The 17,742-nt window shown below is 66.2% G+C and carries 15 protein-coding genes and 1 pseudogene; 5 read left to right on the forward strand and 11 right to left on the reverse strand.

Annotated features, from left to right (window positions below):
* The 3 genes from RT513_RS19195 to RT513_RS19205 form a co-directional block, all read right to left on the reverse strand.
* A partial coding sequence (locus RT513_RS19195) for an iron chelate uptake ABC transporter family permease subunit (RefSeq protein WP_313534310.1) occupies nucleotides 1-733 on the reverse strand: 733 nt, incomplete at its 3' end.
* Nucleotides 730-1,764 (reverse strand): ABC transporter substrate-binding protein, encoded by a 1,035-nt coding sequence (locus tag RT513_RS19200; protein WP_290687230.1) that lies wholly within the window; start codon nucleotides 1,762-1,764, stop codon nucleotides 730-732. The genes RT513_RS19195 and RT513_RS19200, both read right to left, overlap by 4 nt.
* Before the next feature lie 15 nt (nucleotides 1,765-1,779).
* Nucleotides 1,780-3,897: a TonB-dependent siderophore receptor gene (locus RT513_RS19205; protein WP_290687232.1), complete on the reverse strand. Its 2,118-nt coding sequence runs from the start codon at nucleotides 3,895-3,897 to the stop codon at nucleotides 1,780-1,782.
* A gap of 419 nt (nucleotides 3,898-4,316) precedes the next feature.
* Here RT513_RS19205 and ilvD point away from each other — a divergent pair, with 419 nt between their 5' ends.
* Together ilvD and RT513_RS19215 are read left to right on the forward strand one after the other, a co-directional pair.
* On the forward strand, nucleotides 4,317-6,161 hold the full coding sequence (gene ilvD / locus RT513_RS19210) for a dihydroxy-acid dehydratase (protein WP_088215390.1): 1,845 nt from the start codon (nucleotides 4,317-4,319) through the stop codon (nucleotides 6,159-6,161).
* A 552-nt stretch (nucleotides 6,162-6,713) separates the two neighbouring features.
* Complete coding sequence (locus tag RT513_RS19215) at nucleotides 6,714-8,069, forward strand: esterase-like activity of phytase family protein (RefSeq protein ID WP_290687235.1); 1,356 nt, start codon at nucleotides 6,714-6,716, stop codon at nucleotides 8,067-8,069.
* Between the two features lie 56 nt (nucleotides 8,070-8,125).
* On the opposite strand, the gene phnE is transcribed toward RT513_RS19215, so the two are convergent.
* Nucleotides 8,126-8,932 (reverse strand): phosphonate ABC transporter, permease protein PhnE, encoded by an 807-nt coding sequence (phnE, locus tag RT513_RS19220; protein WP_088215388.1) that lies wholly within the window; start codon nucleotides 8,930-8,932, stop codon nucleotides 8,126-8,128.
* 307 nt (nucleotides 8,933-9,239) lie between these two features.
* Between phnE and RT513_RS19225 the strand changes: the two genes are divergently transcribed.
* The gene (locus RT513_RS19225) at nucleotides 9,240-9,503 is read left to right on the forward strand and encodes a hypothetical protein (protein WP_179209165.1); all 264 of its coding nucleotides are present in this window, start codon (nucleotides 9,240-9,242) and stop codon (nucleotides 9,501-9,503) included.
* Between the two features lie 131 nt (nucleotides 9,504-9,634).
* Here the strand turns inward: RT513_RS19225 and phnD are convergent.
* The 3 genes and pseudogenes from phnD to RT513_RS19245 form a co-directional block, all read right to left on the reverse strand.
* A pseudogene (phnD, locus tag RT513_RS19235) lies at nucleotides 9,635-10,641 on the reverse strand (phosphonate ABC transporter substrate-binding protein).
* Nucleotides 10,638-11,441, reverse strand: coding sequence for a phosphonate ABC transporter ATP-binding protein (locus tag RT513_RS19240; RefSeq protein WP_290687240.1), 804 nt, complete (start codon nucleotides 11,439-11,441; stop codon nucleotides 10,638-10,640). The pseudogene phnD and the gene RT513_RS19240 overlap by 4 nt, the downstream one beginning before the upstream one ends.
* 104 nt (nucleotides 11,442-11,545) lie before the next feature.
* On the reverse strand, nucleotides 11,546-12,238 hold the full coding sequence (locus RT513_RS19245; protein WP_290687242.1) for a DnaA N-terminal domain-containing protein: 693 nt from the start codon (nucleotides 12,236-12,238) through the stop codon (nucleotides 11,546-11,548).
* Between the two features lie 532 nt (nucleotides 12,239-12,770).
* On the opposite strand from RT513_RS19245, the gene RT513_RS19250 reads away from it, so the two are divergent.
* Nucleotides 12,771-14,078: an AAA family ATPase gene (locus tag RT513_RS19250; protein ID WP_088215383.1), complete on the forward strand. Its 1,308-nt coding sequence runs from the start codon at nucleotides 12,771-12,773 to the stop codon at nucleotides 14,076-14,078.
* Complete coding sequence (locus RT513_RS19255; RefSeq protein ID WP_290687245.1) at nucleotides 14,075-15,196, forward strand: ParB/RepB/Spo0J family partition protein; 1,122 nt, start codon at nucleotides 14,075-14,077, stop codon at nucleotides 15,194-15,196. The genes RT513_RS19250 and RT513_RS19255 overlap by 4 nt, the downstream gene beginning before the upstream one ends.
* A gap of 585 nt (nucleotides 15,197-15,781) precedes the next feature.
* On the opposite strand, the gene RT513_RS19260 is transcribed toward RT513_RS19255, so the two are convergent.
* From RT513_RS19260 to RT513_RS19270, 4 genes are all read right to left on the reverse strand, one after another.
* Nucleotides 15,782-16,180 carry a hypothetical protein gene (locus RT513_RS19260; RefSeq protein WP_313534316.1) on the reverse strand — a complete coding sequence of 133 codons (399 nt, stop codon included), beginning with the start codon at nucleotides 16,178-16,180 and terminating at the stop codon, nucleotides 15,782-15,784.
* A 295-nt stretch (nucleotides 16,181-16,475) separates the two neighbouring features.
* Nucleotides 16,476-16,778: a CRISPR-associated endonuclease Cas2 gene (cas2, locus tag RT513_RS20915; protein WP_409518433.1), complete on the reverse strand. Its 303-nt coding sequence runs from the start codon at nucleotides 16,776-16,778 to the stop codon at nucleotides 16,476-16,478.
* 297 nt (nucleotides 16,779-17,075) lie between these two features.
* Nucleotides 17,076-17,447 (reverse strand): CRISPR-associated endonuclease Cas1, encoded by a 372-nt coding sequence (locus tag RT513_RS19265; protein ID WP_290687247.1) that lies wholly within the window; start codon nucleotides 17,445-17,447, stop codon nucleotides 17,076-17,078.
* Between the two features lie 60 nt (nucleotides 17,448-17,507).
* On the reverse strand, nucleotides 17,508-17,742 hold a 235-nt coding region (locus RT513_RS19270; RefSeq protein WP_313534318.1), incomplete at its 5' end, for a hypothetical protein.

Here is a 17,742-nt window from a genome sequence, read left to right on the forward strand (position 1 = left end):
CAGCCCCGGTGGTCAGCGCAACGGCGGCGAGCGCCGCGGCCTGCGTCCGGCCCGGATGCGCGCCAAGACCCCGCGCCATGGCATCGCCGAGCGACAGCGCCTCGATCCGCGGGGCGATCATCAGCGCGATCACCGCACCCCCCGCGCCCGCCAGCGCCATCGCGGCCAGCGGGCGGGCATGGGCCTGCGCCAGCGAACCGGCCACCCAGAACCGCATGACATCCAGCGCATCCTGCCGGATCAGCACCACCCCGGTGACGAGCGACAGCAGCAGCGCGTTCAGCGCAGCCCCCGCCAGCGTCATCCGCATCGGCCCCGCGCCGCCATGCAATCCGCCCGCCAGCAGGAACACCGCCGCCGCCGCCAGCGCGGCGCCCGGAAAGGTCAGCGCGCTCGCCGTCGCCTGATCCATCCCGCCGAACAGCAGCGTGCCGCCGAGCAGGGCAAACGCCGCCCCGGCGTTGATGCCAAGAAGGCCCGGATCGGCCAGCGGGTTGCGGGTCATCGCCTGCAACACGGTGCCGGCCACGCCAAGCGCGCCGCCCGCGATCACCGCCGCCGCGATCCGCGGCCCGCGGACGAGCGCCAGCGCCACGTGATCGGCATTCGCCGGATCATAGCCGCCGCGGATCAGGTCGAGAAACACCGAAGGCGCGATGGGCCGCACGCCAACCGCCAGCGACAGCGCCGCCGCCAGCAGCAAAAGCGCCGCCGACCAGACGACCCCCCTCACGGGGCAAGCCCCGCTCTTGCCGCCGAAGGCACCACCGTGGCCGGATCGCCATCCACCGCCAGCACGATCTCCGGCTCGATCTCGCGCAGCGCATAGGGCAGCGACAGCACCGTGCCAAAGGACAACGCCCCCGTCAGCACGGTATCGGCCAGTATCTCCCGCCCCTCGCGGAAGGCGCGCATCGTCCGGCGCATGGGCAGCGCCGCAATGTCCGGCGCGCGGGCGAAATCGGAAATCCAGACGAGCAGGTCGGCGTCGATCGGGGTGAAATCCTCCGAGGAGATCGTCGTGTAAAATCCGTCGATGGCCGAAAGCTCCCGCAGTCCCGCGGGCTGGCCGAAGCCGATCTCCCGCAGAAAGCGCGCCCGCGTGTCATCGGCGGTGAAGGCTCCGGTCTGGCCGCTGTCCTGCCAGGCGGCAACCGCGGTCATGCCCTGCCAGTCGGGGTGACGGGCGCGGATCGCGGCGAACTCCGCCTCCAGCCCCGCCACCAGCCGCCCGGCCTCCGCCTCTTGGCCCGTGGCGCGGCCCAGTACCTCCGTCATCACCTGCCATGACGTGCCATAGGCGGTCGTTCCCTCCGCCTGCATCAGCACCGGGGCGATCTGCGAGAGCAGCGCGTATTCCTCCCCCGACATGCCGGAGCCGATCCCGACGATCAGGTCCGGGCGGAGGCTCGCCACCGTCTCCGCGGAAATCTCGCCGCCGATCACCACGGGCGACGCATCGCCCAGCCGGTCCTGTGCCCACGGCCAGACGCCGTAGTTGTAATCGCCATACCACCGCCGGATCGCCACCGGCACGACGCCAAGCGCCAGCAGCGGGTCCTGCGTATTGGCGCCGAGCGAGACAACCCGCCGCGCGGGCGCGGGGAGCACGATCTCCCCCATCGCGTGGCGAAAGCGCAGCCCGCCCTCCCCCGCCGCCCGCAGCACCTGGGGCGCCGCAAGCACACCTGCCGCGCCCAGAAGCACGCTCCGCCGTGACAGGGAGCGGGGAGCGGAACGGGGCAAGGCCGGGAAAAGCGGCATGGGGGGTCTCCTCTGTTACCAGGTGTATTTCAGCGTCGCGGTCACGGTCCGCCCGTCGCTGAAATACTCGGTGCCGTAATAGTCGGTGACAAGGTAGTGCCGGTCGAACAGGTTCGACACATTGGCCTGAAGCAGCACATCCTCCGTCAGCCGATAGCTCGCCATCGCGTCGAACACGGCATAGCCGCCGACTCGCACCGTATTGGCGTCGTCGCCATAGGTGGCGTCCATGTAGCGCATGCCGCCGCCGATCCGCAGATCGCCGCGCGCCGCCGTGCCGGGGAAGGTGTAGTCGGCCCAGATCGCGCCGATATGCCGCGGCACCCGCGCGGGCCGGTTGCCCAGGTTGCCCTGCACGCCGTCCTCGCGAATTTCCGCATCCCAATAGGCATAGGCGAAGGTGAGGTTGAGGTTGTCCATCACCTCGCCCTTCGCCTCCAGCTCCAGCCCGCGCACCCCGATCTTGCCGATCTGGCGGTAGTTCACCGGGTCCACCTGCACGCTGACATTGGTCTGGGTCAGGTCGAAGACGGCGGCCGTCAGCAGCGCCTCCGTGCCGGGCGGGCGGTATTTGACACCGGCCTCATACTGCTTGCCCTCCTTCGGATCGCTCGCGGGCGCCCAGGGGTCCGGCTCGAAGCTCTCCGAGTAGTTGGCGTAGAAGGACAGGTCCGGCGTCGCCCTGTAGGTCAGGCCCGCGCGCTTGGTGAAGGCGTTGAAGTCGCGATCCGCCCGGCCCGGCCCACGGTAATCCGCGGCGCCATAGTCGATATCCACATCGGTCCGGTCGTAGCGCCCGCCAAGGGTCAGGATCCAGCGGTCGTCGAAGGTCAGTTCCTGCTGGAGATAGAGCGCGTGGGTCGTCTGCTCCGGCCGCCAGTCTATATAGGGGCCGAGCGTCACGCAGCCCCGCCCGCAATGCGCGATGTCGAAGATGTCGAGCGGCCCGGCGGTGCCGACCTGCGCCAGCTCGTCCACCCTGATCCAGCTGTATTCGTACCCCGCCAGCGTCCGGCCCCGCACATTGCCGAAGCTCGTGTCGAACTGAAGCTGGTTGTCGATGGCGAACTGCCGGGCCTTGCTCCCCACGAAGAAGGAGGTCCGGTCCGCCGTGGGATCGGTGGAGGCGCCATAGACCTGCCGGTAATCCAGATCGAGCCACGAATACCGCGCGTTCTGCCGGAAGGTGAGCCCGCCGCCGAAATCATGGCTCAGCAGATAGCCGAGGCTCTTCTGCCGCGTGTCGAACGTATTGAACTCCGGCTCGCCCAGAAACGTCCTGTAGCCCAGCCGGTTCGCCGTTCCCTTCGGAAAGCCCGTCCCCGGCCAGCCGTCCCGCCGGTTGTAGTCGCCCAGCAGCGTGAGCGAGGTGGCCTCCGTGGGCGCCCATGTCAGCGCCGCACCCAGATAGCGGCGGTCATCGGGGGAGTGGTCGTAGTAGCCCTCCGCCTCCTGCGCCTTGCCGGTCAGCCGGTAGCTCAGCGTCCTGTCCGCAGTCGCATCGCCGAAGTCGAACCCCGCCTCCGTATGGTCGTCGCCGAGCGTGGTATAAACCTCCCCGAACCTGTAGGGGCGCGGCATCTTGGTGACGGAGTTGATGACCCCACCGGGAGAGGACAGCCCGAACAGCGCGGAGTTCGACCCCTTCAGCACCTCGACCCGCTCCAGCCCATAGGGCTCCAGCCGCCCGAAGGTCCAGCCGAAGCCGCGCGTCGGCAGCCCGTCGCGGAAGGTCAGGAGCGTGTTCTGATCGAACCCCCGGATACGGATGTAGTCGTATCGGTCGTCGCTGCCCCATTCGTTGACCAGCACCCCCGCCGTGTAGCTGACGACCTGCTCCAGCGTCTGGGCACCGCGGCTTTCGATCTCCTTCTGCGTCACGACCGAGACGGAGGCGGAGGTGTCGAGCGCATCGCTCGCCATCTTGTTGGCGCTCACCTGCAGTCGCGGGGCGAAGGTGACGGCATCGCCGCCCGCCTGACTGTCGATGACGACCGGACTCAGGCCCACGGCCCCCTGTGCCGCCACCGCCGCCGCCTCCTGTGCCATCGCGGCTGCCGGCAGCAATGCCGTCGCGCCGCATAATGCCGCGATCTGCCAGCCGCGATGTCCGTCTTGCCGATTGGATGCCATGCCGTCGTCCCCCGCAGGATGTGATCTCGGCTGGCGCGCGGGCGGTGTCCCTGGCTGGCGGTTTGGCGCCTTCCTACAGGGGACGCCCTGCGATGAAAAGCGTCATTGACGGCTTTTTCGGGGCTTGGCCCCCGCTCCGGCGGCGCGAAATCCCCGGTCGTCGAGGCCCGCCGGCGCCTGCATTCCGCGCTCAGGAAACTGCGCTCCCGCCGCGCCGAATGCGCCGCATCCCTGCCCTCCGGGCGCTCCGCCGCAATATCTCGAAAAATTGGGCTACAAAACCCGCGCCGGGAAGCGTAAGCACGTCCTGCTACGGAGGAACCAATTTCAGCAGCGCGCGGGCCCGCCCGTGCCAGCCAGACACATCTCATCCGGCTCCGCCCCCGCGGGCGCCGGAGAGCCAAACGGAAGATGATCCCATGCCCGCCTATCGTTCCCGCACCACCACGCACGGCCGCAACATGGCAGGGGCCCGCGGTCTCTGGCGCGCCACCGGCATGAAGGACGGCGATTTCGGCAAGCCGATCATCGCCGTGGTAAACTCCTTCACCCAGTTCGTGCCCGGCCACGTCCATCTCAAGGATCTGGGCCAGCTCGTCGCGCGGGAGATTGAGGCCGCGGGCGGCGTCGCCAAGGAATTCAACACCATCGCCGTCGATGACGGCATCGCCATGGGCCATGACGGGATGCTCTACTCGCTGCCCTCGCGGGAGATCATCGCCGACAGCGTGGAATACATGGTCAACGCCCATTGCGCCGATGCGATGGTCTGCATCTCCAACTGCGACAAGATCACCCCCGGCATGCTGAACGCGGCCATGCGGCTCAACATCCCGGCGGTCTTCGTCTCCGGCGGGCCGATGGAAGCGGGCAAGGTCGTCCTGCACGGCAAGACCGTGGCGCTCGACCTTGTCGATGCCATGGTCGCCGCCGCCGACGACAAGGTGTCGGACGAGGATGTGAAGGTCATCGAACGCTCCGCCTGCCCGACCTGCGGGTCGTGCTCGGGCATGTTCACCGCGAATTCGATGAACTGTCTGACGGAGGCGCTCGGCCTGTCGCTGCCTGGCAACGGCTCCACGCTCGCCACCCATGCCGACCGCAAGCGGCTGTTCGTGGAAGCGGGCCACCTGATCGTCGATCTGGCCAAGCGCTATTACGAGCAGGACGACGCCTCCATCCTGCCCCGCAACGTGGCCAACAAGCGCGCCTTCGAGAATGCCATGTCGCTCGACATCGCCATGGGCGGCTCGACCAACACCGTGCTCCATATCCTCGCCGCCGCCTATGAGGGAGGGATCGACTTCGACATGGCCGATATCGACCGGCTGTCGCGCCGCGTCCCCTGCCTGTCCAAGGTCGCGCCCGCGAAGAACGACGTGCACATGGAGGACGTCCACCGCGCGGGCGGGATCATGGCGATCCTCGGCCAGCTGGAGGCGGCGGGCCTTCTGCACCGCGACACGCCCACCGTCCACACCCCCACGCTGGGCGAGGCGATCGACCGCTGGGACATCTCCCGCACCCAGTCGGAAACCGTGCGCACCTTCTTCAAGGCCGCGCCCGGCGGCGTGCCGACGCAGGTGGCGTTCAGCCAGTCCTCCCGCTGGGACGACCTGGACCTGGACCGGGAGAACGGCGTCATCCGGTCTGCGGAACACCCGTTCTCCAAGGACGGCGGTCTGGCGGTGCTGAAGGGCAACATCGCGCTCGACGGCTGCATCGTGAAGACGGCGGGGGTGGACGAATCCATCCTGAAATTCACCGGCCCCGCAGTGGTCTTTGAAAGTCAGGACGCAGCGGTGAAGGGCATCCTCGGCGGGGCGGTGAAGGCAGGCGACGTGGTCGTCATCCGCTATGAAGGGCCGAAGGGCGGCCCCGGCATGCAGGAGATGCTCTACCCCACCAGCTACCTGAAATCCCGCGGCCTCGGCAAATCCTGCGCGCTCATCACCGACGGGCGGTTCTCCGGCGGCACGTCGGGCCTCTCCATCGGCCACGCCTCGCCGGAGGCCGCGCAGGGCGGTGCCATCGGTCTCGTCCGGGACGGCGACACGATTGCCATCGACATCCCGAACCGCACCATCGACCTCATGGTGGACGTGCCCGAACTCGACCGCCGCCGGGAAGAACAGGACCGGCGCGGCTGGAAACCCGCCGAACCGCGCAAGCGCAACGTGACGACCGCGCTGAAAGCCTATGCGGCCTTCGCCTCCTCTGCCGACAAGGGCGCGGTGCGCATCCTCGGCGATCTGGCGGACTGATCCGCCAATCCCTCCGGGCGGTATCGTCTCCGACGCCCCGCCCGGAGAAGGTCTTTAACAGGCTGCTGAAAAAGGCTTTTTGGCCTGTGGTGAAGCGGAAATCCTTCGCCATCTGACGAAATCCAGCCGAAAATCCATATACTTCCAGGCGTTTCCGGGCCGATTTTCAGGTTTCCGGCACATAGGCCTGACACTTCAGGGCTTTTTCAGCAGCCTGCCAAGGGACGGGTCGGAGCAACCGCGGTTTCCAAGCGACAGACGAGCCCGCGTGCAGGGCCGCGTCGGCGCCCGGCCCGACCGGCACCGGACAAGGCGCGCCTCTGGAATTCCCCCGCTCGCCCGCCTCCCCCGGCTCGCGTCGATCAGGCTGGCGTCGATCAGGCTCGCATCCGCGCATCTGCCCCTGCGCTTTCCCATACTCCCGATCATGCGCTTGCCGCCTCCCCGCGGGCCGCATTCCACCGTCATCGTTCCGCCACGTTTCCGCAGCCCCGCTGACATGCGGAGCCGCTAGCAGGAGCCCCGGCACAACCCCATGAAGGAGTTCCCTGAATGCGCCCCTCTCCCGCAACGGCGATGGCCGTCGCGCTCGCCGCCCTCGCGGCGCCTGCTTTCGCCGAAGAGACCTTTCCCGCCACGCTCGCGGGTCATGCCCTGCTGCCCGCATTCACGCTGATCGCCCCGCCTGCCGATGCGCCGCGCGACCTGTGGGTCTCGGGCAAGTTCACCGGCCCCGCGCGGAACGATCAACCGATGAGCGTGGCCGGCGATGTCGGCAAGGCCTACGGCAACCACCCGACCGGCCTCTCCCTTCCCTTCCTCGGCCAGCCGGTGCAGGGCATGTCCGGCCTCGCCATGAACCGCGCGCCGGACGGAAGCTGGTTCACGCTCACCGACAACGGCTTCGGCACCAAGGCCAACAGCCCCGATGCCATGCTGTTCTTCCACCGCCTCGCGCCCGATTTCGCCACCGGCAAGGTCACGCGGCTGGAGACGGTGTTTCTCCGCGATCCCGACCGTAGGGTGCCCTTCCGCATCGCCAACGAAGGCACCGACAGCCGCTACCTCACCGGCGCGGATTTCGACCCGGAGAGCATCCAGTTTCACGACGGCACCATCTGGATCGGCGAGGAATTCGGCCCCTCCCTGCTCCGTGTCGCCCCCGATGGCCGCATCCTCTCCGTCCACCGCACGAAGCTCGACGGGGCCACGCTCTCCGGGCCGGACAGCCCCGGCGTGACGGTGCCCGCCGAACCCGGCAAGGGCTTCCAGGTGCAGCGCTCCGGCGGATATGAAGGGATGGGCCTGCAACCCGGCACAGGGCTGCTCTGGGCCATGCTCGAAAAGCCGCTGCTGGCGGAGGGCGGCAAGACGGAGGGCGACTTCCTCCGCGTCATGACCTTCGATACCGCCGCCGGGGACTGGACGGGCGACAGCTACCGCTTCCGCCTCTCCGAAGGTGCGACCGCGATCGGGGACTTCAACTTCATCGACGCCACCCGCGCGCTGGTCATCGAACGCGACAATGGCGAAGGCGACGCCGCCCGCGCCTGCGCGCCGGGGTCCGACGACTGGTCCGCCTGCTACCCGCAGCCCGCAAAGGTGAAGAACATCGTTCTGGTCGATACCGCCAGCGTGGATGACCAGGGCTATATCCGCCGCGTCGCCCATGTGAACCTGCTCGACATCGCGGACCCGGAGGGCAAGGCGCTCCCCGCCCACAAGCCCGCCGAAGGTCCGTTCACCTTCCCGTTCTTCACCATAGAGAACGTCGCGCGGGTGGACGAGACGCATATCCTCGTCGCCAACGACAACAACCTGCCCTTCTCCGGCGGGCGGGAGATCGGGCGCGCTGCGGATAACGAGTTCATCCTGCTCTCCGTGCCGGAGCTGCTGGCGGCACGCTGAACATGAACGCGCGCCCCGGAGCGATCCGGGGCGCTGTCCTTCCTGCGCCGCCGATGTCAGATGAACATCTGCCGCAGCTTCTGGGAGGCAAGATCCATCACCGATACCGTGATGACCACGATCAGCAGGATGGCCGAGGCCTGCGGATAGTAGAAGCCGCGCACCGCCTCGAACAGCACCTGCCCGATCCCCCCTGCCCCGATGATGCCCAGAACCGTGGCGGAGCGGATATTGGATTCCAGCCGGTAGAGCGAAAAGGAAATCCACAGCGGCAGCACCTGCGGGATCACCCCGAACACGATCTGCTGCACGCGGGAGGCGCCCGTGGTGCGGATCGCCTCCACCGGGCGGGGGTCGATCGCCTCCACCGCCTCGGAAAACAGCTTGGCCAGCACGCCCGTGGTATGGACGAACAGCGCCATCACGCCCGCGAACGGGCCAAGGCCCACGGCCACCACGAACAGCACCGCAAAGACGATCTCGTGGATGGCGCGGAACAGGTCCATCAACCGGCGGACCGGCTGCAGCACCCACCACGGCGCCATGTTGTGGGCCGAGAGAATGCCGAAGGGCACCGACAGGATCACGGCGAGGAACGTCCCCCAGAGCGCGATCTGAATGGTGACGACCATCTCCTCCAGATAAAAGCGCCAGGCGGAAAAGTCCGGGTGCAGGAAGCCCCTCGCATATTCCGCCATGTTGCCCGCATCGGTGAACAGATAGGTCCAGCGGTCCATCTCCGCCGCCTGCCATGACAGCGCGAGCGCAAGCGCGAACCCTCCTGCAAGGGCAAAGCCGCGCCAGCGCATCGCGCGGGGCTCGGCAGCCTCAGCCGGGAGAGAGGGGGTGGCGATGTCTTGCATCTCGTCCTTCCGTAGATAGGGCCCGTCGTCGGGCCATGTTGCCTGACCTGCTCTCTGGCCGCTGCTCCCCGTTCGAAGGGAGCGGCGCGGAGAACGGGCCGATGGTGCCGAAGCGCTCCCGCAGAACCGGACCGGTCCGAGGGGCTTGCGGCCGTAATGCGACGGTGCCGGCGGCACCCGTTCCCGCGGTTGCCTCCCCGCCCTCACGCACGGCACAGTGCCCGCATAGCCGTCCCGCGCTGCCGGTAGCCGGTAGCCGGTAGCCGGTAGCCGGTAGCCGGTAGCCGGTAGCCGGTAGCCGGGAAGAGTGTCCCCTCCCCTGCCCCATGCCGAAACCCTCATTTTCGCCAACACCCGTGCCGCCGTCTCGCGGCTGGTCACAGGGTTGCCGAACCCCGGCTTCGCCGCCGTCGTGCTGTCCGGCGCGCTGTTCATGGTGCTGTCCGGCAGATTGCCGAAGGGCAAGCGATGCGCAATGGCCGTACCTGCGCCTGCCCGGTGCCCGACGCGGCTGCGCGCAGGCCCGACCTTCCGAACCTCGATCTCATCATTCATGCGGAGCGCGCGATGAACGAGGAAACCCTGCTGCATCGCACCCGCCGCGAGGGTTTCTCCGCAGCGACGTTCCGCCCCGCAGCTTCCCGTGATCCGCCCGGGCCGGTGCGCACGATGTCACACCGTCGGCCCGGGCAGCACCCTGCATCAGCCGGAGGTGGCCAGTTCGGCCTCATACCTGGCCTTGCGGGCATGCAGATCCTCCAGCTTCGCCGCCTTGTCGGCCGCTGAAAGGCTCTGGTCCGCCTCGGTCTGCACGATGGATTTCTGCAGCTCCATGACGCGGATCGGCAGCAACTGCGCATCGGAGGAGGGGCGGAAGGGCGCCCATTTCAGCCCGGCAAGAACTTCGCGTTCCCGTGCCACATCGCCTGTGGACCTGTCGGTGCCGTAGGTCAGAAAGAAGGTCCGCACCTTCTCCTTGGTCGCCGCATCCATGTCCTTGCGCCACACGATCGGGTCGGAAGGGATCAGCGGCGAGCGCCAGATCTCGCGGATCTTCGCGAAAGCCGCGGCTGGTTCTGCTTGATGAGCGCCATGTTCTCCGTGTTGTTGGCCGCCGCATCCACCTGCTTGTTGGCAACCGCCATGGCGTTGCTTTCGTGGTTGGCATTGGTCACGTTGCGGAAACAGGTCTTGGGGTCGATCCCGCGCTGCGCAAAGACAAAGGTCATCGGCACCAGATAGCCCGACGTGGAGTTCGGATCGCCCAGTCCGAAATTCATGGTCTTGTCGCAGGTGAGCAGATCGTCCAGCGACTGGATCTTGCTGTCGGCGGGAACGATGACCACCGACCAGTAGCCCGGCTCGCCCGTCACGGCGACGGACTGGACGAACACCTCGCCATCCGCGCGGTCCACCGCCTCCATGGCCGACTTGTTGCCGTACCACGCCATCTGGACCTTGCCGAAGCGCATGCCCTCGATGATCCCGGCATAGTCGGAGGCGAAGAACGGTTTCACCTCCAGGCCGGTCTGCGCCTCCATATCGGCAAGGAAGGGCTCCCACTGCGTGCGCAGGTTCTGCTGGCTCTCGGTGGAAATGATGCCGAAGTTGATCGGATCGGCGGCAAGCGCGGGGCCGGTCAGGGCGGCGCTCAGCGTCAGCGCCGCTGCGGCCTGCAGGAAGGCTTTCATGAGGGGTCTCCGTTTCATGCAAGAGTAAGGACCGGGGCGGCCGCCGCGACGGGCGGCGCCTCCGGCAGAACCAGTTCCTCCGAGGCAGCTCCATAAAGCTCCGCCAGGAAGTCGTTGTTGAGCGCGGTCGTCGGCCCGTCATAGACCACGCGGCCATCGCGCATCGCGATGGTCCGCCGGCAGTAGCGCCGCGCATATTCCACCTGATGGAGCGAGACGAGCACCGTCATCCGCTCCCGCGCGTTCACATCGGCCAGCACATCCATCACCCGCCGGGCAGAGGCCGGGTCCAGCGCCGAGATCGGCTCATCCGCGATCAGAATGCGCGCCTTCTGCACAAGGCAACGCGCGATGGCCGCCCGCTGCTGCTGTCCGCCCGAAAGCGTTGAGGCCCGCTGCCCCGCGACCTGCCCGATGCCGACGCGCGACAGCGCGGCCAGCCCCGCCGCCTTCTCCTCCGCCGTGAACAGCCCCAGCGTTCCGCGCAGCCGCGGCACCCTGCCCAGATGGCCCATGAGCACGTTCATCAGCACCGACATGCGGCCGACGAGATTGAACTGCTGGAACAGCACCGCGACCGACCCGTCCGGGCGCGACAGCATCCGGCCGCCCTCCTGCCCTGCGCGGCCCAGCACCTCGACCCGCCCGACGTCGGCCCGTTCCAGCCCCGCGACATGGCGGATCAGCGTGGATTTGCCGGAGCCGGAGGCCCCGATCAGGGCGACCATCTCACCCGTGCCGATCTCCAGCGTGACGCCGTCCAGCGCCTGTGTGCGCCCGAAGCGTCGTGAAAGTCCGTTGGTCGTGATCGCCGCCATGCTGTCTCCGGGCCGTCGCAGTTTGTCGCGGCGGACCTTGACGGCAAAGCATGAGCGTTTCGTGTCAGAGAGATGTCACTCGGGTGACGATTGCCTGTCCCCGGTCAGCGCGGAATGGCACGGATCAGCGCCCGCCCCCCCGGCGCGACCCGCATCAGCGCGGCTTCGATCCGGGCGAGGAAATGCGTCTCTATATAACGCGCGTGAAAATCGCTCGGCGCCTCCAGCAGCAGTTCGTGGCCCCGCCACTCCGCATGGAGCGGTGCGAACCACGCGCGGTAGCGGCCGGCATCCTCGGCCCGAAGCAATTCCGCCACCGCTCCCCAGACCGGTCCCGCGCTTCCCGCCTCCGGGCCCTCCGGCTGCGGAAAGGGGATGACCTTGAGCTCCTCCGTCCCGCCCGGCTGGGCATCGCCGTCCAGCCGCTGCACGAGGTCCGGCCCGACGCGCTCCCAGACCATGCGCGTATCCTCAAGTATCCTGCGGATGCCCAACCCGTGCACCGCCACCCGGCCCCGCGCCGCGGCCCGGCGTTCGATCAGCCAGCCCCGGGCGCGGAAGGCCGCCATCTCGCGCTTGACGGTCCGGGGATCGACGGACCAGAGCCTCGCGATCTCCTCCTGGCCGACCGACAGCGTATCGCCCTGCCAGTTGTAGCGGGCGGTGATGAGGCAGATGAGGCGGAGCGTCTGCCGCTGCAGCGTCTTGTCCTGCGACAGGGCGTAGGTGCCCAGCACGGTGAGCAGGTCATACTTGTAGGTGGCGCTGCCGCGCCCTACCGCCTTGCGGATCAACATCGCTCTGCCCCTTCGACGGTTGTCCCGCCTTCGCCTTCAGCGTGGTCACGCCGGATGCCAACGCTGATCGGCGGAGATGTGGGAACGGCGTCCTTCTGCTCCTCCGGACGGTGACTGCCAACGCTTTTCGCCAGATTGACGCCATTAGCGTTGGATGTCCCGATTCTGTCAAGCAGGCTCTTGCTCCGGCCGCGCCATCCTCTGCCAGCCGTGCATTCAAAATCGGTTCCATTGGTATTGGGGGACACACTATATGTCACCCCATTGCGGGATTATGTCCCCTCAACTGCTAGCGGGCGCCCCGGTTTTGTCCCCCAGTTATCGGCTTCGCCCCGCGGTCCCGGGTGCCGTCGAAGACCTCCTCGCCCGTCCTGGGCCGAATCGGTGTCCCGCGGCAAAGGCCCAGTGTTGCAAGGGGAAAACGACTTTCCGCCATTCCTCTGGTTATTGTAACTTATATTTTGCGGTTCAGGCAAATCCCGCGTAATTCTGATCGCGATGATAATTTACGTTCAAAGAATGGATGCCATCTATGTTCACTCATGAGGATCTGGCCGCCCTTCAGGCGCAGTCGCTGAAGATGCAGGGGCACATTCGCCGCCAGACCTTCTCTCCCGAGCATGAGAAGACGCTCCGCCGCTTCTCCAGCTGGGAGGTGTCGGAGCTGATCTTCCGCATCAACCAGTCAACGTTCCGCGGCAGGCTCGCCCAGGATCCCGACCTTCCCGGCGGGGAAGTTGAGGAGGACGGCCGGCAGCGCTGGTTCTCGCTGACGGAGATCAATGAGCTGCGACGCAAGATGAAGGTGAACCGCGCCTCGCTGATGCCGCGGCGGCCGGTGCGCAAGCGGGCGATCCGTGTCGCCATCTCCAACTTCAAGGGCGGTGCGGGTAAATCGACCGTCGCCCTGCACATGGCGCATGCCGCCGCTCTCGATGGCTACCGCGTGCTGGTCATCGACTTCGATCCGCAGGCGACGCTTACCCACTCCATGGGCCTGCACGACGTGAGCGAGGAGCTGACCGTCTGGGGTATCATCGCGCGCGACCTCGTCCATGAGACGGAGCGGATGAACGCCGCTCCCCGCGCCGCAGAGTCCGGGACCGCCCTGCCCCAGCGCCGGTTGCCCCCTTCGGTGCGCGACCTCGGCATGGGTGACCTCCGCATCGGCGACTTCATCAAGCCGACGGCCTGGCCCACCATCGACATCGTCCCCTCCTGTGCCAATGCGGCCTTCGTTGAGTTCGCCTCCGCCCAGTACCGGCACCTCAACCCCGACTGGTCCTTCTTCGCCGCCGTGTCCCGCTATCTCGATGCCCTGCCGAACGAGGCCTACGACCTCATCATCTTCGATTGCCCCCCGGCGATCGGCTATCAGTCCATGAACGCGGTGTTCGCGGCAGATGTGCTCTATATCCCGTCCGGGCCGGGCTACTGGGAATATGACTCCACAACGTCTTTCATCGGTCAGCTGGCAGAAGCGCTGGCGGATCTGGCGACCGGCTTCGACGGCACCTTCCCTGCGGGGAAGATCGGCCTTCCCAAGGCCTTTCTCGACCTGCGCTTCCTCATGACGCGTTACGAGCCGAACAACGAGCTGCATCGCGCCATGTATCAGGCGTTCCGCAAGGTTTTCGGAGACACCGTCGCGCGGGAGCCGATCGAAATGACGCGCGCGGTGGAGCAATCCGGCCGCTTCCTCTCATCGGTGTACGAAATAGATTATCGTTCGATGACACGGGAAACATGGCGCCGGGCTCGGACGTCCTTTGATCGCGCCTACGAGGAATTCAAGGACTGCTTCCTTAACGCCTGGGACAAACTGGAGGACGCGGAATGAAGAAGCGCCGCATCTTTGATATCGAGCTTCCCGATGACGACGGCCCGGGCTTCCCCGCGGGGAAGGACAAGGCCGGGGTAGGGGAGGCTGACAGGAGCGAAGGGACGCGCCGCTCCCCCATGGCGGCGGCAATTACCGAGAATGCCGACTCCCTTCGCGAGCGACGGGTGATCGAAGAAAAAATCCGGGCTGAAAACGATGCGCTGGCGGAGGAGCATGTCCGGCTGAAGAAGCTGGGGTTGATCGTCGACACCATCCCGCTCGACGAGATCGATGCCACGAAGCTGATGCGAGACCGCGCGCGCGGAGACGATCCGGAGTTGGAGGAGCTGATTGCCTCTCTGCGCGACATCGGCTTGTCCAATCCGATCCGCGTGGAGCGGCGGGGGGATGGGCGCTATGAACTCATACAGGGTCACCGGAGATGGACGGCGTTCAAACGCCTTCTGGAAGAGACGGGCGACAGCGAACGCTGGGGGCGTATTCCCGCAGGCATCTCCGCCCAGGGAGAGGAACTGGAGCGCCTGTACCGCCGCATGGTCGACGAAAATCTTGTTCGCAAGGACATTTCCTTCGCTGAAATGGCGATGGTGGCTCTCCACTATGCGGCCGATCCGGGGACAGCTGAGACCGACCCTGACAAGGCAGTTGCGGAGCTGTTTCACTCTGCCGGCTACCAGAAGCGCAGCTATATACGGCAGTTCATCAGGCTCATGTCTCGCCTGGGCGATGACCTGATCCACGCACGCCATATTCCAAGGGCACTGGGGTTGAAGCTCGCCACCGTTCTGGATGAGCGGCCGGAGCTTGCCGCTCAGATTCGGAGCAGCCTGGAGAACTGGGATAACCGCTCCGTGTCCGATGAGCTGGAGGTGTTGCGCAGCATCGCAGGGGAGGGGGGCGATAGTGGCGAGGTGCCGGCAAGCAGCCGAGCGACTTCAGCACAAGCGCCGGCGGGTCGGGCGAAGACCACCTTTCAGCTGACCTCGCGGCTTGGTGTTGCGAAATGCATGGCGGCGAACGGGCGGCTCGAGATCAAACTCCCGCGGGACTTCTCGTCTCTGGATCGGCGTAAGCTTCAGGCTGCCGTGGCCAGGATGCTCGACGAACTGTCATGATCTTCCCCGTGGGGAAGCAGGCGAGTGCAGTTCCTCGCCTGCTTTTTACCTCGACAAGATGTTAGCCTATTCTTTGTCGATAAGTGTCTCTTATCGGGAATAATATAGAGCCGGATACAAGCGTCCGGTGATGGGCAAAGATACAAAATAATGCGCCTGTGGTCGGTGAAAAGCAGAAAAACACGGAATGATCAGGGCTGTGTTTCCATCTTCAACCGCCTCTCTTTTGTCGTGGGCGTGGCGTTCCCGATGATACCCGCGTGATACAATCCGAGTTCTTGTGATCTGGAAGATCCAAATGTCATGAGCGACCCGGACCATCCTTCTGCTCGAGGCGCAGCAGAACGAGAAAGGCCGAGAGGCGCAGCACCTGAGTGGCAGGCCGGCGCGATCCGGGCAAGGTAGGCGTAACCACGGCCCGCGTGATCGGGTGCCGGTGGGCGGCAAAGCTCCTTACCGCAAGCGTGCATTGCGGACCGAAGGCATTGCCCCAAAGGGCATGTCCCGGCGGTCCGGCAGGTCCAGATCAGCTTGCCAGATCCATCGGTCCGCAATGCCGGGCAGGAGATGCATCCATCGCGCCGCCTATGTCGGATGCGCGAAACGAAGTCTCGGCCGATCTGCGCGCGAGTGGCGCAGCACGATCTCGGCCCGGGCGCGGGCATGGGGTTGCCGAAGGATCCACACCGCAATGTCGAGTGTCTGGCTCCGATCGGTTCCGTGCCGCGGCATCATCGGCGGCAGCAGGCTTTCGCGTGTTGCGGGAGGGCGGCTGCGTTCCGGCGCCTTCCGGGCGGCCGCGGCGATTCCGACCACTGCCTTTTCGGTGAGGATTAAATCCCGTGCAACATTGGCGGGCCGAACGTCTTTCTTGCTGGCCTCCCGGGCAAGGAAAGCGAGCCGTGGAAGTTGGGGGGACGGACCGCGTGCTTTGGGAGCCACCGCCTTGTTTGGAGCAGGTCCCAATGGCAGTTGCCCGATCATCATAGCCTCCAGAATACGCAGGCGAAGTTCCTCAAGGCAAATCGTCTGCCTGTCTCCGGCGCAGGAGGCTGCTATCGAGACCAAGGATCCGGAGAGCTTCCTGGTGCGCGCGGGATTCGCACCCGGCCCGGAGGGTCAGGCCCAGGGCGAGACACTAGGGCAGGGAGCAGGAAAAGGAGGGTAAAGGTTGCTGCTGGACCGCGATTTCTGAATGGCTACACTCGCTACCGCCGCAAGGCCTTATACTAACAAGGAAAAAGGGTGGATCTAGTGTAGTGAAAATGACGGAATCTGGTCAAAACAGCACCAGTTGGGAGGGATTTCCTCGAGCGGACCGTCGGCCTTGGTCCGAAAAATGGACTATGTCGCGATACTGGCGATCGGTTATGGATAGAATCTGAACGTCGCCATGGGCGGGCAGGGCACGCTCGATACGCCGAATGCGGGTTTCGAAGGCCTCCTTTCCGTTAATGAAGCGCGCGTAGATCGAGAACTGGCTGCGCTCGAACCCCTCGTCCAGTAAGAAATTGCGAAACTCTACGCAGCTTTGCGCTGCGATTTGGTGTCGGTCGGCAGGTCGAACATCACAAGGATCCACATCAAACGATATCCGCTGAGAAAAGTCGCCGGTCCGCTCACGCGCCCAGGCCTGCGAGCGTCAGTGCCGCGTGGGGTTCGGGCAGAGCGAGCGACAAGCGCCTTGCCTCGAAGCGCTGCGCGAGTGAGGTTGCGGGGCACGAGAGGGCGACTGAGACCGGGCTACTCTCGCCGGCCAGCGTAAGGTCAAGCGCGATCAGATCGGCCATATGGCGCTTAGCTTGAGGCGTGACTTCGGGTCCGTTCCTGGCGGCTATGGCGCGCGCCGACAGATCGACCAACGGGCGGAACGGCTCCATCAGGTCATCGGGAAGGCATTGGCGCGATTGGAGTGGAACAGGCCAATGGTGGGATGCAGTTCGCCAGCGGTGACAGCGCGAGATGTGGCGGCGCGCAGCACGGTGTATCCGTAGTTCAGCAAGGCGTTGATGTCGGGCAAGTCGGCATTGCGACGGAAGGTCTTGCCAATCATCATGGGCCAGTATATCCGCGCCGCCTGCGCCTCGGCATTGCTGCTGTCACCTGATTGCACACTGCGCGCGATTTTCTCCAATGGCGCAGGCGCCTGTCCAATGGATGCCAAGGCGGCCGCCTGCATGCGGATCTTGGCGGTGCCATCTGCTTCCAGGCCTGTTTGATCAGCGAGCGTGGTGCATCCCATTGCGCGCATACGCGCGTTTTGCTGGTGATGGCCCTGCAGCGTGCACAGCGCCCGGGCCGATCACCGTCGTCATGCCGCCATGGATGAGGCGAACCTCTCCCTGCTGAACCGGCGCAGCTTCAGGAACCGTCCGGCGTTCGCCAGCAGCGCGCCGGGCCGATCCACCCGCCCTGCCTCGCAACGGCAATAACCGGCCACGAGCCTCCGGCCTTCCCAAAGCCCCGTCGAGATCCGCAGGCTCGGCTGCGCGGTTAGCGTCCGCGCACGTGGTGTAATTTCAGCGCCTTCGACGGTGTAATCCCGG

Source organism: Haematobacter sp. (genome assembly GCF_032102465.1).
In the GTDB taxonomy this organism is placed as follows: Bacteria; Pseudomonadota; Alphaproteobacteria; order Rhodobacterales; family Rhodobacteraceae; genus Haematobacter.

What these genes read in the sequence shown, in the direction of transcription:
- RT513_RS19250 (WP_088215383.1), top strand. Translation starts at nt 12,771, where the DNA reads ATGTTCACTCATGAGGATCTGGCCGCCCTTCAGGCGCAGTCGCTGAAG.
- RT513_RS19255 (WP_290687245.1), top strand. Translation starts at nt 14,075, where the DNA reads ATGAAGAAGCGCCGCATCTTTGATATCGAGCTTCCCGATGACGACGGC.
- RT513_RS19240 (WP_290687240.1), bottom strand. Translation starts at nt 11,441, where the DNA reads ATGGCGGCGATCACGACCAACGGACTTTCACGACGCTTCGGGCGCACA.
- RT513_RS19265 (WP_290687247.1), bottom strand. Translation starts at nt 17,447, where the DNA reads ATGCGCGCAATGGGATGCACCACGCTCGCTGATCAAACAGGCCTGGAA.
- RT513_RS19260 (WP_313534316.1), bottom strand. Translation starts at nt 16,180, where the DNA reads ATGATCGGGCAACTGCCATTGGGACCTGCTCCAAACAAGGCGGTGGCT.
- RT513_RS19245 (WP_290687242.1), bottom strand. Translation starts at nt 12,238, where the DNA reads ATGTTGATCCGCAAGGCGGTAGGGCGCGGCAGCGCCACCTACAAGTAT.
- ilvD (WP_088215390.1), top strand. Translation starts at nt 4,317, where the DNA reads ATGCCCGCCTATCGTTCCCGCACCACCACGCACGGCCGCAACATGGCA.
- RT513_RS19200 (WP_290687230.1), bottom strand. Translation starts at nt 1,764, where the DNA reads ATGCCGCTTTTCCCGGCCTTGCCCCGTTCCGCTCCCCGCTCCCTGTCA.
- phnE (WP_088215388.1), bottom strand. Translation starts at nt 8,932, where the DNA reads ATGCAAGACATCGCCACCCCCTCTCTCCCGGCTGAGGCTGCCGAGCCC.
- RT513_RS19205 (WP_290687232.1), bottom strand. Translation starts at nt 3,897, where the DNA reads ATGGCATCCAATCGGCAAGACGGACATCGCGGCTGGCAGATCGCGGCA.
- RT513_RS19215 (WP_290687235.1), top strand. Translation starts at nt 6,714, where the DNA reads ATGCGCCCCTCTCCCGCAACGGCGATGGCCGTCGCGCTCGCCGCCCTC.